This window comes from Mycobacterium sp. E1214 (genome assembly GCF_001666755.1).
Lineage (GTDB): Bacteria > Actinomycetota > Actinomycetes > Mycobacteriales > Mycobacteriaceae > Mycobacterium.
The window spans coordinates 1-18,180 of record NZ_LZJC01000054.1; the positions used below are offsets into that span (position 1 = coordinate 1).

Consider the following 18,180-nt stretch of genomic DNA (forward strand, 5'->3'; position numbering starts at 1 on the left):
CGATGCGGCCAGCGAGTCCAGGGCCCACAGGAACGCGGCGAGCGTCTTGCCGGAACCGGTCGGCGCGATCACCAGGGTGTTGTCGCCGTCGGCGATCGCGTCCCACGCCTGCGCCTGCGCGGTGGTGGGCGTGGCGAAGGTGCTGGCGAACCACTCCCTGGTGATCGCGCTGAACCGGCTCAACGGGTCGTTGGTGCTCACCTAGCCATGGTGCCAACGGGTACCGACAAGGCGCCCGCTACTGCTGCGGTTCGATGCGGGCGGTGGCCATCGCGTGCGCCAACTCGTCCGGGATTTCCGGCACCCGGGCGATCGCGTCGAACAGCGAGTGGGCGCACGCGTCGGCGAGGCGGTCGGCGTTGGTGGTGGGGTCGATGATCCGCTGCCTGCACAGCTCGAAGGTGAACGCGAGCCAGCCGTGGCAGATCACCCGCAGGTCGCGCTCGACGTCGGGCGCCAGCTTGCCCGTCGGAGTCTTGGCGACCACCGCGGCGATCCGGCTCATGATGTGCTCGAGCTGGCGGTTCTTGGCCTCGTCGTCGACGCCGAGCAGGACCGGGTCGGAGCGGCCGAGCCCGACGTACGCCGCCCACGCGGCCTCGGGATTCTGCTCGTGGTAGGCCATGTACGCGATGACGCCGGTGCGCACTTCCTCATACATGGTCAGACCCGTCGCGTCGTCCATGTTGGTGGTCTCGTAGAGCCGGTCGGCCTCGTCCTTGACCACTGCGGCGAAGAACGCTCGCTTGTCGGGAAAGTAGTGATACATCAGCGCCCGGGAGACCCCCGCGCGCTCGGCGATCTCGTCGATGCGGACCTCGTCATAGGGTCGCTTTCCGAAGACCTCCGCCCCCAAAGCGAGCAGCTCAGCGCGTCGATCCTCGGGGGATAACCGCCTTCTGGCTGTCGGCATGTGACAGATAGTACTCACGCGTGTTAAGTGGACCGCCCGATTGCGGTTATCCGAACTGCATACGGTAACCAATCCGGCACGGCAAACGATGAAAACGGGGAACGGAGGTGACGGCGGCATGCACAAGGCGGACGAACGAGCTGGCGGCGATCGCCTAGGGCAGCGCGACGGCGAGGTGCGCGCCGCGTTGCGCTTCGCCGCCTTGGCCGCGGCGGCGGCCGGCGGATTCCTGGCGGTGGCCGTGCTCTGGGTGAGCACCTGCCCCGGGGTGGGTACCGACACGGTGGCGTGTGGCCCGGCCCAACGCACCCTGCTGGCCCTCGGCGCGCCGGTGATCGCGTTCGGTGCCGCGCTGCGGGCATTGCTGCGCACCTACCGCGTGTGGAAGGCGTCCGGCACCTGGTGGGGCTGGCAGGGCGCGGGGTGGTTCCTGCTGACGGCCACGGTGTTGCTGGTGGCGCTGGGTGTCGGCCCGATCGCCGGGCCCGCGCTGACCCTTTGAGTTTGCCTGCCGGCGATCTACCGTTGAGGGTGCAACCCGGTATGAGCTGCGCGCCGCGTCCACTCTCCTTGAGGAGCAGCCATGGGAGATACGTTCCACGATCCGGTCGACCACCTGAGGACCACGCGCCCGCTGGCCGGTGAATCGCTCATCGACGTGGTGCACTGGCCCGGGTATCTACTGGTGCTGGTCGGCGTGATCGGCTGGTGCGGCAGCCTCGCCGCCTTCGGCAGCGGGCATGCGCACCAGGGCATGACGGCGGGCCTGATCGGGACGGTCGCCGCGGTCGTCGGCCTGGTGTGGTCGGCGGCCGAACACCGGCGGGTTCGTGGGATTGCGGACCGCTGGTACTCAGAGCACCCCGAGGTCAGCCGGCAGCGGCCCGCGAGCTGACGCCGTCGCGCGCCCCTGCCGGATCGGGAGGTTATGGCCGGCGGCGAATGGGTATCAGGAGTGCACCATGATGAGTGCCGCAAGGGTCGCGTTAGCGTCGTCACGCCATCGTGGCGGACGTAGTTACGGAAGACACCCACATCGATGCCCAATGCCAGAACCAACGAGACGACCAGCGTGATCTTGCCCGTGACAGCGACGCGCCCGCAGGGGCGCGTCCGCTTTGTGTCGGTCGCGTCCGCCCCGCCCGCGGGACGGGCACCCGGTAGCCACCATGACTGACCGGCTGGAGCGTACGGTCCACGGCGAGCTGCGAGGCAGTAGTAGTGTCAGTCGAACATTGCCGGGAGACCATATGAATGATGCGGGATTGCACGCTAACAAGCGTCAACGCGGCCACCGCGCCGTCGAGCTTCACGTCGCTGCGCGCCTGGAGAACCTGGCGATGCTGCGCACCCTCGTGGGTGCCATCGGCACCTTCGAGGACCTGGACTTCGACGCCGTCGCGGACCTGCGCCTGGCGGTCGACGAGGTGTGCACCCGTTTGATTCGTTCGGCCACCCCGGACGCGACGCTGGTGGTCGTGGTGGATCCCCAGGCCGACCAGCTGGTGGTGGAGGCCTCGGCCGCGTGTGACACCCACGACGTGGTGGCGCCCGGCAGCTTCAGCTGGCACGTGCTGACGTCGCTCGCCGACGACGTCCAGACCTTCCATGACGGTCGCGAACCCAACGAAGCCGGCAGCGTTTTCGGCATCACGCTGACGGCGCGACGGGCGGCCTCCAGCAGGTGACAGCGCGAGCTGCCGGCGGTTCGGTCTCACGGCCGAACGAATACGCCGATGTCCCGGAAATGTTCCGCGAGTTAGCCGGCGTCGCCGCCGACTCGCCGGAATTCCAGCGGCAACGGGACAACATCGTCGAGCGGTGCCTGCCGCTGGCCGACCACATCGCCCGGCGCTTCGAGGGCCGCGGCGAGCCCCGCGACGACCTCGTTCAGGTCGCGCGCGTCGGGCTGGTCAACGCGGTGGTGCGGTTCGACGTCGACGCCGGTTCGGACTTCGTGTCCTTCGCGGTGCCCACGATCATGGGCGAGGTGCGTCGCCACTTCCGCGACAACAGCTGGTCGGTCAAGGTCCCGCGGCGGCTGAAAGAACTGCATTTGCGGCTGGGCACCGCCACCGCCGACCTGTCCCAGCGGCTGGGCCGGGCGCCCACCGCTACCGAGCTCGCCGCGGAGCTGGACATGGACCGCGAAGAGGTGGTCGAGGGCCTGGTCGCCGGCAGTTCCTACAACACCCTGTCGATCGACAGCGGCGGCGGCGGCGAGGAAGAGGAAGCCCGCGCGATCGCGGACACCCTGGGCGACGTCGACACCGGCCTGGACCGCATCGAGGATCAGGAATCGCTACGGCCCCTGCTCGAGGCGCTGCCCGAGCGGGAGCGCACCGTGCTGGTGCTGAGGTTCTTCGAGTCGATGACGCAGACGCAGATCGCCGAGCGCGTCGGCATCTCGCAGATGCACGTGTCGCGCCTGCTGGCGAAGTCGCTAACGCGGCTGCGCGATCAGCTGCAGTAGCGGGCGTGCACGGGCGCCGTCGTCGTCTCGGGGCTCCAGCAGCGGCTCGGCCTCCGGCGTGGTCACTGGCAGCGTGGCGTCGGGGTCGCAGACCCGCAGCAGCCTGGCCACCGCCGGGCTGGGCGCCATCGCCCAGTCGGCCTGTGCCGCCGAGCACACCACGTTGATGCGGTGCAGCGCCGAAAACCCGGCCGTGCCAATGAAATGCAGGCCGCGCAGGTCGAGGATCACGCGCCGGGAGCGGTTGACGCTGTGCTGGACGTAGGCGGCGAGCTGGTCGGCGTTGGCCGCGTCGAGCTCACCGTCGACGGTGATCAGGGTCCCGGACGCGCCCCAGTGCGCCGTGAATTGCGCGGTCCGACTTTGTTGCCAAGATTGGGCCACAGGCATTGCTGACTCCATCCGTAGAGCAAATATGCTGCGGAGGACGTCAGGTGAAGTGAAGTCGAGCAGGGAGTTCGCCCCCCGGCCTCGTCTGACGTGATCCGGACGGCTGTGAACTCAACCTGCCTGCACCCTACCCCCCGGCGAGCCGGGGGGACCATGCTTCACGGCTGATTCTCAGGAACCGTCACTTGATCTCGGCGAGCACCGTGCCCTGTGTGATGGCGGCGCCGGCCTCGACCGCGAGCCCGGTGATCACCCCGTCCTTATGGGCGGTCACCGGGTTCTCCATCTTCATCGCCTCCAGCACCACGATCAGGTCGCCGGCGGAGACCTCCTGGCCCTCGGAGACCGCGACCTTGACGACGGTGCCCTGCATGGGCGCGGTGACGGCGTCGCCCGACGCGGCGGCGCCGGCGTGCGAGCCGCGTTTGCGGGGCTTGGGCTTCTTGCGGATGACGCCGGCCGGGTCGGCGGCGCCGCCGCCGGACAGCGCGAGGTCGCCGGGCAGCGACACCTCGAGCCGGCGGCCGCCGACCTCGACGACCACCGTCTGGCGCGGCCGCGTGTCGGCCTCGTCGTCGAGGGGTTCGCCGCCGGTGAACGGCTCGACGGTGTTGTTCCACTCGGTCTCGATCCAGCGGGTGTGGACGCTGAACCCGTTCTCGTCACCGATGAACGCGGGATCCGAGACCACGGCGCGGTGGAACGGGATGACGGTGGCCAGGCCCTCGACGTGGAACTCGTCCAGCGCCCGCCGCGACCGGGCCAGCGCCTCCTCGCGGGTGGCGCCGTAGACGATCAGCTTGGACAGCATCGAGTCGAACTGGCCGCCGATCACCGAGCCGGCCTCCACGCCGGAGTCCAGCCGCACGCCGGGGCCGGTGGGGATGTCGTAGCGGGTGACCGGGCCGGGCGCCGGCAGAAAGCCCCGGCCGGCGTCCTCGCCGTTGATCCGGAACTCGATGGCGTGCCCGCGCGGCGTCGGGTCCTCGGTGAGGTCCAGCTTCTCGCCGTTGGCGATCTTGAACTGTTGCAGCACCAGGTCGATGCCCGCGGTCTCCTCGGTCACCGGGTGCTCCACCTGCAACCGGGTGTTGACCTCGAGGAAGGAGATCAGGCCGTCCTGACCGACGAGGTACTCGACCGTGCCGGCCCCGTAGTAGTTGGCCTCCTTGCAGATCCGCTTGGCGGATTCGTGGATCTCCTTGCGCTGCGCGTCGGTGAGGAACGGCGCCGGCGCCTCCTCGACCAGCTTCTGGAAGCGGCGCTGCAGCGAGCAGTCGCGGGTGCCCGCGACGATGACGTTGCCGTGCTGGTCGGCGATCACCTGGGCCTCGACGTGGCGCGGTTTGTCCAGGTAGCGCTCGACGAAGCACTCACCCCGGCCGAAGGCCGCGACGGCCTCGCGGGTGGCCGACTCGAACAGTTCGGGGATCTCCTCGATGCTGCGGGCGACCTTCATGCCGCGGCCGCCGCCACCGAAGGCCGCCTTGATGGCGATCGGCACGCCGTACTCCTGCGCGAAGGCCACCACCTCGTCGGCGTCCTTGACGGGGTCGGGGGTGCCGGGAACCAGCGGCGCCTGCGCGCGGGCGGCGATGTGGCGGGCGGTGACCTTGTCACCCAGGTCGCGGATCGACTGCGGGCTGGGCCCGATCCAGATCAGGCCGGCGTCCAGCACGGCTTGCGCGAAATCGGCGTTCTCCGAGAGGAATCCATAGCCGGGGTGCACGGCGTTGGCGCCCGACTTGGCCGCCGCGTCCAGCAGCTTGCCGAAGTCCAGGTAGGACTCCGCCGACGTCTGGCCGCCCAGGGCGAAGGCCTCGTCGGCAAGCTTCACGTGGGGGGCGTCGGCGTCGGGCTCGGCGTACACGGCCACGCTGGGCAGGCCGGCGTCGCGGGCCGCGCGGATCACCCGGACAGCGATCTCGCCGCGGTTGGCGATGAGCACTTTGGAGATCCTGTCGCTGGCGTGACTGGCCACTGCGCCTCCTGTTTGGCATCTTTGGCAGACGGTGATTCTGCGGGCTTCTTAAGAGACTTTCTTACAACTCGAAGGAAGTCTAAGCGCCGCGCCGTCGCGCCGATGAAGCGGTATCGACTTTCTTCTAGGACGCCTCGCGGATGCGCCGCTTGATGCGCGTGAGCATCGCCGAGAGGCCGCGCAGCCGCAGCGGGCTGATCAGCGCGGCCAACCCCAGGTCGGCGTAGAAGTCGTCGGGCACCGCCAGGATGTCGGCGGCGGGTTGCCCGTCCAGGCCGCTGGCCAGGATCGAGGCGAAGCCCCGCGTGGTGGGCGCCTCGGCGGGCGCGCTGAAATACAGCCGCACCCGGTCGGCGTCGTGCGCGTCGACGTGCAGGAACAGCGGGGACTGGCATTCGGGCACCGGCTCCATGGCCTGTTCTTGCAACGCGGCGGGCAGCGCCGGCAGCTCGTCGGCGAACTCCAGCAGCAGCTTGAGCTTGTCCTGGCCCTCGACCTCGGCGAAGTCGGACACCACCTCGGCGAGCGGGGCGGGCATGGTCATGGCGCGGTCGCGCCGGGCGCCCCCGGGCTCTCGCCGGCGACGATCGGCACGCGCACCGTGTTGCCCCACTCGGTCCACGAGCCGTCGTAGTTGCGCACGCCGGGCTTGCCCAGCAGGTGGGTGAGGACGAACCAGGTGTGGCTGGACCGCTCACCGATGCGGCAGTACACCACGGTCCGGTCGTCGGGTTCGAGGAAGCCGTAGAGCTCCTCGAGCTCCTCGCGGCTGCGGAACCGGCCGCTCTCGTCGGCCGCCTTGGCCCACGGGATGGACCGGGCGGTGGGGATGTGGCCGCCGCGCAGCACGCCCTCCTCCGGGTACTCGGGCATGTGGGTGCGCTTGCCGGTGTACTCGTCGGGGGAGCGGACGTCGATCAGGGGCTCGCTGCCGAGGATCGCCAGCACGTCCTCCTTGAAGGCGCGGATGGGTTCGTCGTTGCGGGCGACGACGGGGTAGCCGGTGGAGGTCTTGGTCGGCACGTCGAGCGTCACGTCCCGCCCCTCCCTGAGCCACAGGTCGCGGCCGCCGTTGAGCAGGCGCACGTCCTCGTGGCCGAACAGGGTGAACACCCACAGCGCGTAGGCCGCCCACCAGTTGCTCTTGTCGCCGTAGATCACCACGGTGTCGTCGCGGGCGATGCCCTTGCGGTTCATCAGGTCGGCGAACTTCTCGCCGTTGACGTAGTCGCGGACCAGCGGGTCGTTGAGGTCGGTGTGCCAGTCGATCTTCACCGCGCCGGGGATGTGGCCGACGTCGTAGAGCAGGACGTCCTCGTCGGATTCGACGATGACCAGGCCGGGCGACCCCAGGTGGGCCGACAGCCAGTCGGCGGTGACCAGCCTCTCGGGGTGGGCGTAGGCCGACAGGGTGGGGCTGGGGTCAGGGGGTAATGCCACGGGTCCGAGCCTACCGCCAGGGGTGCGGGAATCAGCCGACGGCGTTGGCCGCCCAGAGGGCGGCGACCGACAGCCCGACGCGGTCGAGCAGGCGGCGCAGCAACGGCAGGCTCAGGCCGATGACGTTGGAGGGATCGCCCTCGATGCCGTCGACGAACCACCCGCCCAGGCCGTCGAGCGTGAACCCGCCGGCGACCCGCAACGGTTCGCCGGCGTCGACGTACGCCCGCAGATCCGGCCCCGCGGGCCGGGCGAAGTGCACGGTCGTGGCGGCGGATTCGGCCTGCCGGTCGGTGATCACCCCGTCGCGCAGGCGCAGCAGGCAGTGGCCGGTGTGCAGCCGGCCGGACCGGCCGGCCATCAGCCGCCACTGCAGCAGCGCGGCGTCGGCGGTTGCGGGTTTGCCGCACAGCCGGCCGTCGAGGTCGAGCATCGAGTCGCAGCCGATGACCACGCAGTCCGCCGCGACGCCGGGCTGCAGCCCGGCGGCCACCCGGTCGGCCTTGGCGCCGGCGAGCGCGCCGACCACCTCGGCGGGCGACGCGTCGGCGCCCAGGCCGGCGATCAGCGCGTCCTCGTCGACGCCGGACACCGCGACCAGCGGCTCGACGCCGGCCCCGCGCAGCACGTTGAGCCGGCCTGAGGAGGCCGACCCAAGCACCACGCGGGTCACTTCTTCAGGTGCGTCATCTGTAGGAAGGTGAGCCGCTGGTAGTTCGACATCGCAAAGCGCAGCCGGTCGATCGGCAACCCCCACTTGCTGCGCTCGGCGGGTGGCAGCACCGGCTCGCCGCCGCCGACGCCGCCCAGCACGGCGACGAGCGCGGCCAGCTCCTCGTCGGTCGGCTGCCCCTTGAGGACCTTGATGTGCGGCTCGTGTGGCGCGGCGCCGCCGAGGGTCACGTCGGCGCTCACGTCGTCGGCGCTCACAGGGCTCACTGCGTTCGCCTGGCTCCCGCTCACTGGGTTCGCCTCGCTCCCGTCGCTCACTGCGTTCGCTCCGCTCGTTCGACTCACAGGGCTCAAATCGTTCGCCTCGCTCCCGTCGCTCACTGCGTTCGCTCCGCTCGTTCGACTCACAGGGGAATGTTCCCGTGCTTCTTGGGCGGCAGGTGCGCGATCTTGCGCTCCAGCAGGCGCAGCGCCGTGCCGATGTAGCCGCGGGTGTGCGACGGGGGAATCACCGCGTCGACGTAGCCGCGCTCGGCCGCGACATAGGGGTTGACCAGCGTGTCCTCGTACTCCTGCTGCAGCTGCAGCCGCAGCGCGTCGACGTCCTTGCCCTCCTTGGCGGCCTCTTTGAGCTGCTGGCGGTAGACGAAGCCGACGGCGCCGGAGGCGCCCATCACCGCGATCTGCGCGGTGGGCCAGGCGATGTTGACGTCACACCCCATGTCCTTGGAGCCCATGACGCAGTAGGCGCCGCCGTAGGCCTTGCGGGTGATGACGGTGATCTTCGGGACGGTGGCCTCGCCGTAGGCGTAGAGCAGCTTGGCGCCGCGGCGGATGATGCCGTTGTATTCCTGGCCGGTGCCCGGCAGGAAGCCCGGGACGTCGACCAGCATGATGATCGGAATGTTGAAGCAGTCGCAGGTCCGCACGAACCGGGCGGCCTTCTCCGAGGCGTTGATGTCCAGGCAGCCGGCGAACTGGGTCGGCTGGTTGGCGACGATTCCGACCGGCCGGCCGTCGATGCGGCCGAACCCGACGACGATGTTGGTGGCGTAGCCGTTCTGGATCTCCAGGAACTCGTCGTCGTCGAGGATGCGGGTGATGACCTCGTGCATGTCGTAGGGCTGGTTCGGCGAGTCCGGGATCAGGGTGTCGAGCTCGAGGTCCTCCTCGGTGAGGTTTTCCTCGATGGCGCCGGCGGGAATCGGCTCCGCGTAGCGCGGCGCGTCGGTCGCGTTGTTGGGCGGCAGGTAGCTGAGCAGGTCGCGGACCCAGTCGAAGGCGTCCTGCTCGCCGGAGGCGACGTAGTGCGCGGTGCCCGACTTGGCCATGTGGGTGTGGGCGCCGCCCAGCTCCTCCATGGTGACGTCCTCGCCGGTGACGGTCTTGATGACGTCCGGCCCGGTGATGAACATCTGGCTGGTCTGGTCGACCATCACCACGAAGTCGGTCAGCGCGGGGGAGTAGACGTGGCCGCCGGCGGCGGCGCCCATGATCAGCGAGATCTGCGGGATGACGCCGGAGGCGATGATGTTGTTGCGGAAGATCCGGCTGTAGAGGCCCAGGGAGACGACGCCCTCCTGGATGCGCGCGCCGGCGCCGTCGTTGATGCCGATCAGCGGGCGGCCCGTCTTGATCGCCAGGTCCTGGACCTTGACGATCTTCTCGCCGTACACCTCGCCGAGGCTGCCGCCGAACACCGTGGCGTCCTGGCTGAAGATGCACACGTCGCGGCCGTCGATGGTGCCGTAGCCGGTGATCACACCGTCACCCAGCGGGCGGTTGTGCTCCAGCCCGAAGTTCTTGCTGCGGTGCTTGGCCAGCGCGTCCAGCTCGACGAACGAATCCTCGTCGAGCAGGGCCAGGATGCGCTCGCGGGCAGTCAGCTTGCCCTTGGCGTGCACCTTCTCGACGGCCTCCTCGCCGACTGGGTGCAGGGACTCCTCGCGGCGCTTGTGCAGCTCGGCAAGCTTGCCCGCGGTGGTGTGGATGTCGATGGTGTGCTCGGCGGCGGGTTCCGCAGTGTGGTCCGTAACGCTCGTCATGGCAGCGATCGTATCGGCAGCCCCGTCGGTCTCCCTTAAGCAGCCCTTAATTAGCGTCGGCGATTCGCGAAGCGGCGCTCCGGCGCGGGCGCCCGTGGCCGGTATCGTCGTCGGACGACGAATCCAGTACAGCGCGGGAGTGGCGATGGTCGACTGGGCGCACGAATGCGACGTGCTGGTTGCGGGGTCGGGCGGCGGCGGCGTCACCGGCGCCTACACCGCCGCGCGCGAGGGCCTCGACGTGCTGCTGGTCGAGGCGACGGACAAGTTCGGGGGCACCACCGCCTACTCCGGCGGGGGCGGGGTCTGGTTTCCCTGCAACCCGGTGCTACTGCGCGCCGGCACCGACGACACCATCGAGGACGCGCTCACCTACTACCACGCCGTCGTCGGCGACCGCACCCCCCGCGAGCTGCAGGAGACGTTCGTGCGCGGCGGCGCGCCGCTGATCGCCTACCTGGAGCGGGACCCGGACCTCAAGTTCGTGCCGCTGCCGTGGCCCGACTATTACGGCAAGGCGCCCAAGGCGCGCCTGGACGGCCAGCGCCACATCGCCGCGAAACCGTTGAAGGTGGCCGCGGCGCCGGAACTGCGCGACGCCATCCGGGGCCCGCTGGAGACCGACCGGCTCGGCGCCGAGCCCCCGGCGGACTACTTCATCGGCGGTCGCGCGCTGATCGCGCGGTTCCTCAAGGCCCTCGGCCAGTACCCGGCCGCGACGCTGCGGCGCGACACCGCGCTGGTCGAGCTGGTGGTGTCCGAGGGTCGCGTCACGGGCGCCGTCGTCGAGACGCACGGCGAACGCCGCGCCGTCCGCGCCCGCCGGGGCGTGCTGCTGGCCGCCGGCGGCTTCGAGGCCAACGACGAGCTGCGCCGCCGGTACGGCGTGCCGGGCGTCGCGCGAGACACCATGGGCGGGCCCGGCAGCCGGGGCCTGGCGCTGCAGGCGGGCATCGCCGCCGGCGCCGACACCGACCTGCTGGACCAGGCCTGGTGGTCGCCCGGGATGACCCATCCCGACGGGCGGTCGGCGTTCGCGCTGTGGTTCACCGGCGGCATCTTCGTCAACCAGGACGGCAACCGGTTCGTCAACGAGTCCCGCGCCTACGACCGGGCCGGCCGCGAGATCATCGCCCAGCTGCACGACGGGTCGCTCACGTTGCCGTATTGGATGGTCTACGACGACAAGGAGGGCGAGGTACCGCCGGTGAAGGCGGCCAACGTCCCGGTCGTCGAGACCGAGAAGTACGTCGCCGCGGGCCTGTGGCACACCGCGGACACCCTGGAAGGCCTCGCCGCCAAGATCGGCGTCCCCGGCGCTCAGCTGGCCGCGACGGTCGCCCGCTTCAACACGTTCGCCGCCGCCGGCGTCGACGGGGACTTCGGCCGCGGCGACGAGGCGTTCGACCGTGCCTTCTCGGCCGGCGCCTCGCCGCTCGTGCCGCTCGACCGCCCGCCGTACCACGCCGCCGCGTTCGGCCTGTCCGACCTGGGCACCAAGGGAGGCCTGCGCACCGACGCCGCCGCCCGCGTGCTCGACACCTCCGGCGTCCCGATCCCGGGCCTCTACGCCGCCGGCAACACCATGGCCGCGCCCAGCGGCACCGCGTACCCCGGCGGCGGCAACCCGATCGGCACCAGCATGCTGTTCAGCCACTTGGCTGCGCTGGACATGCGCGACCGGCGCTGAGTCCTAGGCTGGGCGGGATGGACGCAGACCAGACCCGTGACCCGCTGGACGCGACCGCGCTGCGCGGCGAGCTGATCGGCACCGGCCTGGGGTGGCGCTCCCTCGACGTCGTCGAGCGGACCGGATCGACCAACGCCGACCTGATGGCGCGGGCGGCGTCGGGGGCCGACGTCGCGGGGGCGGTGCTGATCGCCGAGCACCAGTCCGCCGGCCGCGGGCGGCACGGTCGCGGCTGGACCGCCGGACCGCGAACCCAGATCACCATGTCGGTGGGCGTCAGCGTGGTCGACGTGCCCACCACCGGCTGGGGCTGGCTGCCGCTGGCCACCGGGGTGGCGGTGCTGGACGCGGTGTCCCCGCTGCTCGACGGGGCGGACGCCGAAGCGGGACTCAAGTGGCCGAATGACGTGCTGGCCGGCCCCGCGCCGGACCGGCGCAAGTTGGCCGGCATCCTCGCCGAGGTCAGCCGGCCCGTCGTGGTGATCGGCGTGGGCCTCAACGTGTTCGAGGCGCCCGCCGGCGTCGAGGGCGCGACGTCGCTGGTCGACCAGGGCGTCGCGGCGCCCGACCGCGGCCGCCTGGTGGCGGCGGTGCTACGCGAACTCGGGCGGCGCATCGTGGCCTGGCGCGGCGCGCGGGGCGCCGACTGGGCGCTGGCGGCCGATTACCGCGCGCGCAGCCTCACCATCGGGGCCCGGGTCCGGGCGCACCTGCCCGGCGGCAAGGAGCTCGTCGGCACCGCGACCGGCATCGACGACCAGGGCAGGCTGTGCCTGGAATCGGGCAATGGAACCGTCGTGGTTTCGGCCGGCGACGTGGTGCATTTGCGGTAGTTATCGCTAGTGATCGGAAGGGCCGCACAGCTAATGTCGCGGCATGGGTTATCCCGACAATGTCCTGGCCGCGGGCGAGCACGTAATTGTGCACCGACACCCCCATTGGAAGCGGTTGATCTGGCCGGTCGTGGTGCTGCTCGGCGTCACGGCGCTCGCGGCGTTCGGCTCCGGCTACCTGAACTCGACGCACTTCGAGCAACTCGCCAAGAACGTCATCTACGGCGTGATCTGGGGGGTCTGGCTCCTTGTCGTCGGCTGGCTCACGCTGGGGCCGTTCGTGGGCTGGCTGACCACCCATTTCGTGGTGACCAACCGTCGGGTGATGTTCCGCCACGGGGTGCTCACCCGCACCGGGATCGACATCCCGCTGGCGCGGGTCAACAGCGTCGAATTCCGCGACCGGCTCACCGAGCGGATGTTCCGCACCGGGACGCTGATCATCGAGTCGGCGTCACAGGACCCGTTGGAGTTCCACGACATTCCGCGGCTGCGCGACGTGCACGCGCTGCTTTATCACGAAGTCTTCGACACCCTGGGGTCCGAGGAATCGCCCAGCTGACCGGACCGGCCGGTCCGGTTGCGCCAGGAGCGCAGCATCGTGACGTTGCCGCCTTCGATCTCGTCCTCGAGCATCTCGGCGATGCCGCCGGCGGTCAGGGCCGACTCGATCGCCTTGTCGGGGCTGCGCGCGAACTGGTCGGGGAACACCCAGCGCCGGAAGGCCCAGAACCGGAACGCCATCTGCAGCAGGTTGCCGATGAGGTAGGCCGCGATGAAGTCGGCGACGTTCTCCACGGCCAGCGACACCATCGGCTCGCGCAGCTGCAAGACGTAGCTGGAGAACCACAGCGGGGCCATGGACAGCAGCACGCCCACGCCGCTGAACGCGAAGAACAGCAGCGCCTCGTGGTGGCGCTCGCGGCCGCCGCGGTCGCGGAAGCTCCACTCCCGGTTCAACACGTAGGACGCGATGACCGCGACGATCCCGGCGATGACCTTCGCCGTCACCGGTTTGGCGTCCAGAATTGTCAGCTTCAACGTGTAGAAAATCACCGAGTCGATGACGAACGTGGTACCGCCGACGATGGCGAATTTGATCAGTTCGTGGTGGCGCAGCAAATAGGGCTGAAGCGCCCCCGGCATGCGCGCGATTGTGGCTTCGGTGAAGGACACAAGTGGAGAGTGTACGGACGCACACAAAAGCGACGCAAAATCGTACATAACAATTCGGCGTCACCGCCGGTCAACACGCCTACGGTGCCGAGTCACGATCGGGACACGTCGTGACACCATGATGGCCGTGCCGGAAACAACCCCGCCGGGCCCCGCCCCCCGCTCAGCGCCGACGGCCGCCCCCGTCGTCGCGATGGTCGGCGGCGGCCAGCTCGCCCGCATGACCCACCAGGCCGCGATCGCGCTGGGCCAGACGCTGCGGGTGCTGGCCACCGCCGACGACGAACCTGCCGCGCAGGTCGCCCCCGACGTGGTGATCGGCTCGCACACCGACCTCGAGGACCTGCGCCGGGTGGCGGCCGGTGCCGACGTGCTGACCTTCGACCACGAACACGTGCCCGGAGAGCTGCTGGAGAAGCTGGTCGCCGAGGGCGTCAACGTCGCGCCGCCGCCGCACGCCTTGCTGTACGCCCAGGACAAGCTGGCCATGCGGCGCCGGCTGGAGGCGCTGGGCGCTCCGGTGCCCCGCTACGCCGGCATCGACACCGTCGACGACCTGGACGCTTTCGCGCGGCGCCTCGCCGGCGCCGAGGCCGCGCCGATCGTGGTGAAGGCGGCCCGCGGCGGCTACGACGGCCGTGGCGTGCAGCCGGCCCGCGACCTCGCGCACGCCCGCGAGATCGCCGGCGACTACCTGGCCCAGGGGGTGCCGGTGCTCGCCGAAGAGAAGGTGCCGTTGCGCCGCGAGCTCTCGGCGCTGGTGGCGCGCTCGCCCTTCGGTCAGGGTGCGGCGTGGCCGGTCGTCGAAACCGTGCAGCGCGACGGCATCTGCGTGCAGGTCATCGCGCCCGCGCCGGATCTGCCCGGCGAGCAGGCCGCCGCCGCGCAACAGCTGGCGTTGCGGCTGGCCGCCGAGCTCGGCGTCGTGGGGGTGCTCGCCGTCGAACTGTTCGAGACGCCCGACGGGTCCCTGCTGGTCAACGAGCTGGCGATGCGGCCGCACAACTCCGGGCACTGGACCATGGACGGCGCGCGGACCGGCCAGTTCGAGCAGCACCTGCGCGCGGTGCTCGACTATCCCCTCGGCGACACCGACGCCGTGGCCGCGGTCACCGTGATGGCGAACGTGCTGGGCGCCCCGCAGCGGCCCGCGATGACGCTCGACGAACGTCTGCACCACCTGTTCGCGCGGATGCCCGATGCCCGGGTGCACCTGTACGGCAAGGAGGAGCGGCCCGGCCGCAAGGTGGGCCACCTCAACTTCGTGGGGACCGACCCGGCCGGCCTGGCGGCGCTCCGCGAACGCGCCGAGCTGGCGGCACACTGGTTATCCCACGCGCAGTGGACGGACGGGTGGGATCCGCATCAGGAACAGGAGCGGCGTACATGACCCAGCAGCCTCGCGTCGGGGTGATCATGGGCAGCGACAGCGACTGGTCGGTCATGGCCGACGCCGCGGCGGCGCTGGCCGAGTTCGACGTGCCCGCCGAGGTGCGGGTGGTGTCGGCGCACCGCACCCCCGGGCTGATGTTCGACTACGCTCGCGCGGCCGCCGACCGCGGCATCGAAGTGATCATCGCCGGCGCCGGGGGCGCCGCCCACCTGCCCGGAATGGTCGCTGCCGCGACACCGCTGCCCGTGATCGGTGTGCCGGTGCCGCTGGCCCGGCTCGACGGGCTGGATTCGCTGCTGTCCATCGTCCAGATGCCGGCCGGCGTCCCCGTGGCCACCGTGTCCATCGGCGGCGCCCGCAACGCCGGCCTGCTGGCGGTCCGCATCCTGGGCGCGTTCGACCCGGCGCTGCGCGCCCGCATCGTCGCTTTCCAGGAGCAGTTGGCCGACAGCGTGCGGGCCAAGGATGAAGCGCTGCAACGGCAGCAGGGTAAAGTTACTGGCTAGTAGCCCGGCGGCGAGCCGGGCCGTGCCCGTGGCGAGACCGGGCAATCAGGCGAAGGGCAAGGAGGCCGGAAAGTGGCTGGTTGGGCCGGAGATTCCACGTTCGATCTGTTTCAGCTCCCCGAGGAGCACCAGGAGTTGCGGGCGGCGATTCGGGCGTTAGCGGAGAAGGAGATCGCGCCGCACGCCGCCGACGTCGACGAGAACTCCCGGTTCCCGCAGGAGGCCCTGGACGCGCTGGTCGCCTCGGGGTTCAACGCCGTGCACGTGCCGGAGGAGTTCGGCGGGCAGGGCGCGGACTCGGTGGCGGCGTGCATCGTGATCGAGGAGGTCGCCCGGGTGGACGCCTCGGCGTCGCTGATCCCGGCGGTGAACAAGCTGGGCACCATGGGGCTGATCCTGCGCGGCTCCGATGAGCTGAAGAAGCAGGTGTTGCCGTCGATCGCCGACGGCACCGCGATGGCCTCCTACGCGCTGTCCGAGCGCGAGGCGGGCAGTGACGCGGCCGCGATGCGCACCCGCGCCAAGGCCGACGGGGACGACTGGATCCTCAACGGCGCGAAATGCTGGATCACCAATGGCGGCAAGTCCAGCTGGTACACGGTGATGGCGGTGACCGACCCGGACAAGGGCGCCAACGGGATTTCGTCGTTCATGGTGCACGCTGACGACGAGGGATTCACCGTGGGGCCCAAGGAGAAGAAGCTCGGCATCAAGGGCTCGCCGACCACCGAGCTGTACTTCGAGAACTGTCGGATCCCGGGGGATCGGATCATCGGGGAGCCCGGCACCGGGTTCAAGACGGCGTTGGCGACGCTGGATCACACCCGGCCCACCATCGGGGCTCAGGCGGTCGGGATTGCTCAGGGGGCGGTGGACGCCGCCATCGCCTACACCAAGGAGCGCAAGCAGTTCGGTCGCCCGGTCAGCGACAACCAGGGCGTGCAGTTCATGTTGGCCGACATGGCGATGAAGGTGGAATCGGCGCGGCTCATGGTCTATCACGCCGCCGCGCGCGCCGAGCGGGGCGAGTCCAACCTGGGCTTCATCTCCGCGGCGTCGAAGTGTCTGGCGTCAGACATCGCGATGGAGGTGACCACCGACGCGGTGCAACTGTTCGGCGGGTACGGCTACACCCAAGACTTCCCGGTCGAGCGGATGATGCGCGACGCCAAGATCACCCAAATCTACGAAGGCACCAACCAGATCCAACGCGTCGTCATGTCGCGGGCACTCCTGCGCTGACCGAGCGGCCCGATTCTTCGGTCCCGCCGAGCCGCGCCGAATAAGATTGCCCCACCGCAAGCGCTCCGGGTGTATAGACACACGTACAGTCAGTCATCGGGCTCAGCGAGCCGGATCGCCGTCACCGAGCAAGGGTCGTACGCGGCCAGGGGGTTTGAGTGAAGAACGTGGCTCTCCCAGCGCACCTTCGGGTGCCCGGGAACTGATGCCCGTGCAAGCTCCCGTCACCCCGGCCGCCACGTGGCAGTCGCTGTCGCTGCTGTTGGTCGAGGACGACCGCGCCGACGCCGTGCTGGTCGAGGACCTGATCGCCGACGCCGTCGCCGACATCCGGGTGGTGTGGGCGCAGTCGATGGCCCACGCCGAGCGCGAACTCGAGTCGGCCCGCCCCGATTGCGTGCTGCTCGACCTGCACCTGCCCGACGCCAACGGCATCGACGCGCTGGACCGCATCGCCAAGCGCGACGCCACGGTCCCGATCGTCGTGCTGACCGGGCTCAACGACGACCATTTCGGTGCGTCCGCGGTGGCCGCCGGCGCGCAGGACTACCTGGTCAAGGGCCGCGTCGAGCCCGAGATGCTGCGCCGCGCGCTGCTCTACGCGATCGAGCGCAAACGCGCCGAGCTGATCGCGGCCGATCTGCACGCGACGCAGCTGCGGGCCCGCGAGAACGCGCTGCTGGAACGCGGCCTGCTGCCGTCGCCGCTGCTCAGCGACCAGCCGGGTGTCGACATCGTCGCCCGCTACCGGCCGAGCCGCGAGGACGCGCTGCTGTGCGGCGACTTCTACGACGTGGTCCAGACCCCCGACCGGATCATCCACGTCCTGATCGGCGACGTCGCCGGGCACGGCCCGCACGAGGCCGCGCTGGGTGCGGCGCTGCGGATCGCGTTTCGCGCCCTCACCTTCGCCGGCGTCCACGGCGTCGAACTGATGCGGCAACTGGAGCGCGTGCTGCACTCGGAACGCATCGACTCCGGCGTGTTCGCGTCGGTGCTGTGCCTGCAGATCCTTCCCGACAGCACCTGGGTGCGCGCCATCCGCGCCGGCCACCCCGGCATGCTGCTCCAAGGCGGCGGCACCGTTGACTGGATCGAGCCGCCGGGCGGTCCGGCGCTGGGGCTGCGCGCCGACGACTGGCCGCAGCACGACCTGGACCTGCCGGTGGGCTACGGCCTGCTGTTGCTCACCGATGGCCTGTTCGAGGGGTATTCGGGGCGTGGCAACGAACGCCTGGGCGAGGAGGGCTTGCTGACGCTGGCCAGGTCGCATGCCGAGCTGCCCGGCCCGGCGTTCGTGGACGCGCTGCTCGACGGCGCCCAGCAACTGGCCCTGCCGCGCGGCGGCCTCACCGACGACATCGCCGTGCTGCGCATCGAGAGGACAGCCACGTGATCCGCCGCCCGCCCCTGTCGCAACTGACCG

At 70.4% G+C, this 18,180-nt stretch carries 21 protein-coding genes; 11 read left to right on the forward strand and 10 right to left on the reverse strand.

The annotated features are described in order from the left end of the window. Nucleotides 1-201, reverse strand: a 201-nt coding sequence (locus A5700_RS06715) for a DEAD/DEAH box helicase (RefSeq protein WP_156671107.1), incomplete at its 3' end; no start/stop codon positions are given. Nucleotides 202-238: 37 nt separating this feature from the next. Continuing rightward, on the reverse strand, nt 239-913 hold the full coding sequence (locus A5700_RS06720; protein WP_068072621.1) for a TetR/AcrR family transcriptional regulator: 675 nt from the start codon (nt 911-913) through the stop codon (nt 239-241). A gap of 118 nt (nt 914-1,031) precedes the next feature. Between A5700_RS06720 and A5700_RS06725 the strand changes: the two genes are divergently transcribed. From A5700_RS06725 to A5700_RS06740, 4 genes are all read left to right on the forward strand, one after another. After that, nucleotides 1,032-1,415, forward strand: a complete 384-nt coding sequence (locus tag A5700_RS06725; protein ID WP_068072625.1) for a hypothetical protein — start codon at nt 1,032-1,034, stop codon at nt 1,413-1,415. 81 nt (nt 1,416-1,496) lie between these two features. Then, nucleotides 1,497-1,808, forward strand: coding sequence for a protein UsfY (gene usfY, locus A5700_RS06730; RefSeq protein WP_068072628.1), 312 nt, complete (start codon nt 1,497-1,499; stop codon nt 1,806-1,808). Between the two features lie 355 nt (nt 1,809-2,163). Continuing rightward, nucleotides 2,164-2,601, forward strand: a complete 438-nt coding sequence (locus A5700_RS06735; protein ID WP_068072630.1) for an ATP-binding protein — start codon at nt 2,164-2,166, stop codon at nt 2,599-2,601. Continuing rightward, nucleotides 2,598-3,386 carry an RNA polymerase sigma factor SigF gene (locus A5700_RS06740; protein ID WP_068072632.1) on the forward strand — a complete coding sequence of 263 codons (789 nt, stop codon included), beginning with the start codon at nt 2,598-2,600 and terminating at the stop codon, nt 3,384-3,386. The genes A5700_RS06735 and A5700_RS06740 overlap by 4 nt, the downstream gene beginning before the upstream one ends. On the opposite strand, the gene A5700_RS06745 is transcribed toward A5700_RS06740, so the two are convergent. The 7 genes from A5700_RS06745 to A5700_RS06775 all read right to left on the reverse strand — a co-directional run bounded on the left by A5700_RS06745 (nt 3,357) and on the right by A5700_RS06775 (nt 9,914). Then, nucleotides 3,357-3,788 carry an STAS domain-containing protein gene (locus A5700_RS06745; RefSeq protein ID WP_068072635.1) on the reverse strand — a complete coding sequence of 144 codons (432 nt, stop codon included), beginning with the start codon at nt 3,786-3,788 and terminating at the stop codon, nt 3,357-3,359. The two genes, A5700_RS06740 and A5700_RS06745, sit on opposite strands and share 30 nt — an antisense overlap. Nucleotides 3,789-3,957: 169 nt before the next feature. Further along, on the reverse strand, nt 3,958-5,757 hold the full coding sequence (locus tag A5700_RS06750) for an acetyl/propionyl/methylcrotonyl-CoA carboxylase subunit alpha (protein WP_068204564.1): 1,800 nt from the start codon (nt 5,755-5,757) through the stop codon (nt 3,958-3,960). 124 nt (nt 5,758-5,881) lie between these two features. Beyond that, on the reverse strand, nt 5,882-6,301 hold the full coding sequence (locus A5700_RS06755; protein WP_068072641.1) for a SufE family protein: 420 nt from the start codon (nt 6,299-6,301) through the stop codon (nt 5,882-5,884). Next, nucleotides 6,298-7,197, reverse strand: coding sequence for a sulfurtransferase (locus A5700_RS06760; protein ID WP_068072645.1), 900 nt, complete (start codon nt 7,195-7,197; stop codon nt 6,298-6,300). The genes A5700_RS06755 and A5700_RS06760 overlap by 4 nt, the downstream gene beginning before the upstream one ends. A gap of 31 nt (nt 7,198-7,228) precedes the next feature. Next, a complete protein-coding gene (locus tag A5700_RS06765; RefSeq protein ID WP_068072648.1) occupies nt 7,229-7,870 on the reverse strand; it encodes a nucleoside triphosphate pyrophosphatase in 642 nt (213 codons plus the stop codon). Then, complete coding sequence (locus A5700_RS06770; protein WP_068072650.1) at nt 7,867-8,136, reverse strand: acyl-CoA carboxylase epsilon subunit; 270 nt, start codon at nt 8,134-8,136, stop codon at nt 7,867-7,869. The genes A5700_RS06765 and A5700_RS06770 overlap by 4 nt, the downstream gene beginning before the upstream one ends. Before the next feature lie 137 nt (nt 8,137-8,273). Next, nucleotides 8,274-9,914 (reverse strand): acyl-CoA carboxylase subunit beta, encoded by a 1,641-nt coding sequence (locus tag A5700_RS06775; protein ID WP_068072653.1) that lies wholly within the window; start codon nt 9,912-9,914, stop codon nt 8,274-8,276. 145 nt (nt 9,915-10,059) lie between these two features. Here A5700_RS06775 and A5700_RS06780 point away from each other — a divergent pair, with 145 nt between their 5' ends. From A5700_RS06780 to A5700_RS06790, 3 genes are read left to right on the forward strand one after another with little or no spacing between them, the layout of a single operon-like run. After that, on the forward strand, nt 10,060-11,604 hold the full coding sequence (locus A5700_RS06780; RefSeq protein WP_068072836.1) for an FAD-binding protein: 1,545 nt from the start codon (nt 10,060-10,062) through the stop codon (nt 11,602-11,604). 17 nt (nt 11,605-11,621) lie between these two features. Further along, entirely contained in the window at nt 11,622-12,437 is an 816-nt protein-coding gene (locus A5700_RS06785; RefSeq protein ID WP_068072656.1) for a biotin--[acetyl-CoA-carboxylase] ligase, read from the forward strand. A gap of 43 nt (nt 12,438-12,480) precedes the next feature. Then, nucleotides 12,481-12,999, forward strand: coding sequence for a PH domain-containing protein (locus A5700_RS06790; RefSeq protein ID WP_068072659.1), 519 nt, complete (start codon nt 12,481-12,483; stop codon nt 12,997-12,999). Here A5700_RS06790 and A5700_RS06795 read toward each other — a convergent pair. Further along, nucleotides 12,954-13,613: a GtrA family protein gene (locus A5700_RS06795; RefSeq protein WP_068072660.1), complete on the reverse strand. Its 660-nt coding sequence runs from the start codon at nt 13,611-13,613 to the stop codon at nt 12,954-12,956. The genes A5700_RS06790 and A5700_RS06795 overlap by 46 nt on opposite strands. A 118-nt stretch (nt 13,614-13,731) precedes the next feature. Here A5700_RS06795 and A5700_RS06800 point away from each other — a divergent pair, with 118 nt between their 5' ends. The 4 genes from A5700_RS06800 (at nt 13,732) to A5700_RS06815 (ending at nt 18,150) form a co-directional block, all read left to right on the forward strand. Next, nucleotides 13,732-15,003 (forward strand): 5-(carboxyamino)imidazole ribonucleotide synthase, encoded by a 1,272-nt coding sequence (locus A5700_RS06800; RefSeq protein WP_082960607.1) that lies wholly within the window; start codon nt 13,732-13,734, stop codon nt 15,001-15,003. After that, complete coding sequence (gene purE, locus A5700_RS06805) at nt 15,000-15,512, forward strand: 5-(carboxyamino)imidazole ribonucleotide mutase (RefSeq protein ID WP_068204568.1); 513 nt, start codon at nt 15,000-15,002, stop codon at nt 15,510-15,512. The genes A5700_RS06800 and purE overlap by 4 nt, the downstream gene beginning before the upstream one ends. A 72-nt stretch (nt 15,513-15,584) precedes the next feature. Continuing rightward, nucleotides 15,585-16,754 (forward strand): acyl-CoA dehydrogenase, encoded by a 1,170-nt coding sequence (locus A5700_RS06810; RefSeq protein WP_068072667.1) that lies wholly within the window; start codon nt 15,585-15,587, stop codon nt 16,752-16,754. A 205-nt stretch (nt 16,755-16,959) separates the two neighbouring features. Further along, nucleotides 16,960-18,150 (forward strand): PP2C family protein-serine/threonine phosphatase, encoded by a 1,191-nt coding sequence (locus A5700_RS06815; RefSeq protein ID WP_068072669.1) that lies wholly within the window; start codon nt 16,960-16,962, stop codon nt 18,148-18,150. The last annotated feature ends 30 nt before the right edge of the window (nt 18,151-18,180 follow it).

Coding starts and splice junctions, on each gene's coding strand:
- A5700_RS06720 (WP_068072621.1), bottom strand. CDS start 913: ATGCCGACAGCCAGAAGGCGGTTATCCCCCGAGGATCGACGCGCTGAG.
- A5700_RS06725 (WP_068072625.1), top strand. CDS start 1,032: ATGCACAAGGCGGACGAACGAGCTGGCGGCGATCGCCTAGGGCAGCGC.
- usfY (WP_068072628.1), top strand. CDS start 1,497: ATGGGAGATACGTTCCACGATCCGGTCGACCACCTGAGGACCACGCGC.
- A5700_RS06735 (WP_068072630.1), top strand. CDS start 2,164: ATGAATGATGCGGGATTGCACGCTAACAAGCGTCAACGCGGCCACCGC.
- A5700_RS06745 (WP_068072635.1), bottom strand. CDS start 3,788: ATGGAGTCAGCAATGCCTGTGGCCCAATCTTGGCAACAAAGTCGGACC.
- A5700_RS06755 (WP_068072641.1), bottom strand. CDS start 6,301: ATGACCATGCCCGCCCCGCTCGCCGAGGTGGTGTCCGACTTCGCCGAG.
- A5700_RS06775 (WP_068072653.1), bottom strand. CDS start 9,914: ATGACGAGCGTTACGGACCACACTGCGGAACCCGCCGCCGAGCACACC.
- A5700_RS06780 (WP_068072836.1), top strand. CDS start 10,060: ATGGTCGACTGGGCGCACGAATGCGACGTGCTGGTTGCGGGGTCGGGC.
- A5700_RS06785 (WP_068072656.1), top strand. CDS start 11,622: ATGGACGCAGACCAGACCCGTGACCCGCTGGACGCGACCGCGCTGCGC.
- A5700_RS06790 (WP_068072659.1), top strand. CDS start 12,481: ATGGGTTATCCCGACAATGTCCTGGCCGCGGGCGAGCACGTAATTGTG.
- A5700_RS06800 (WP_082960607.1), top strand. CDS start 13,732: ATGATGGCCGTGCCGGAAACAACCCCGCCGGGCCCCGCCCCCCGCTCA.
- purE (WP_068204568.1), top strand. CDS start 15,000: ATGACCCAGCAGCCTCGCGTCGGGGTGATCATGGGCAGCGACAGCGAC.
- A5700_RS06815 (WP_068072669.1), top strand. CDS start 16,960: ATGCCCGTGCAAGCTCCCGTCACCCCGGCCGCCACGTGGCAGTCGCTG.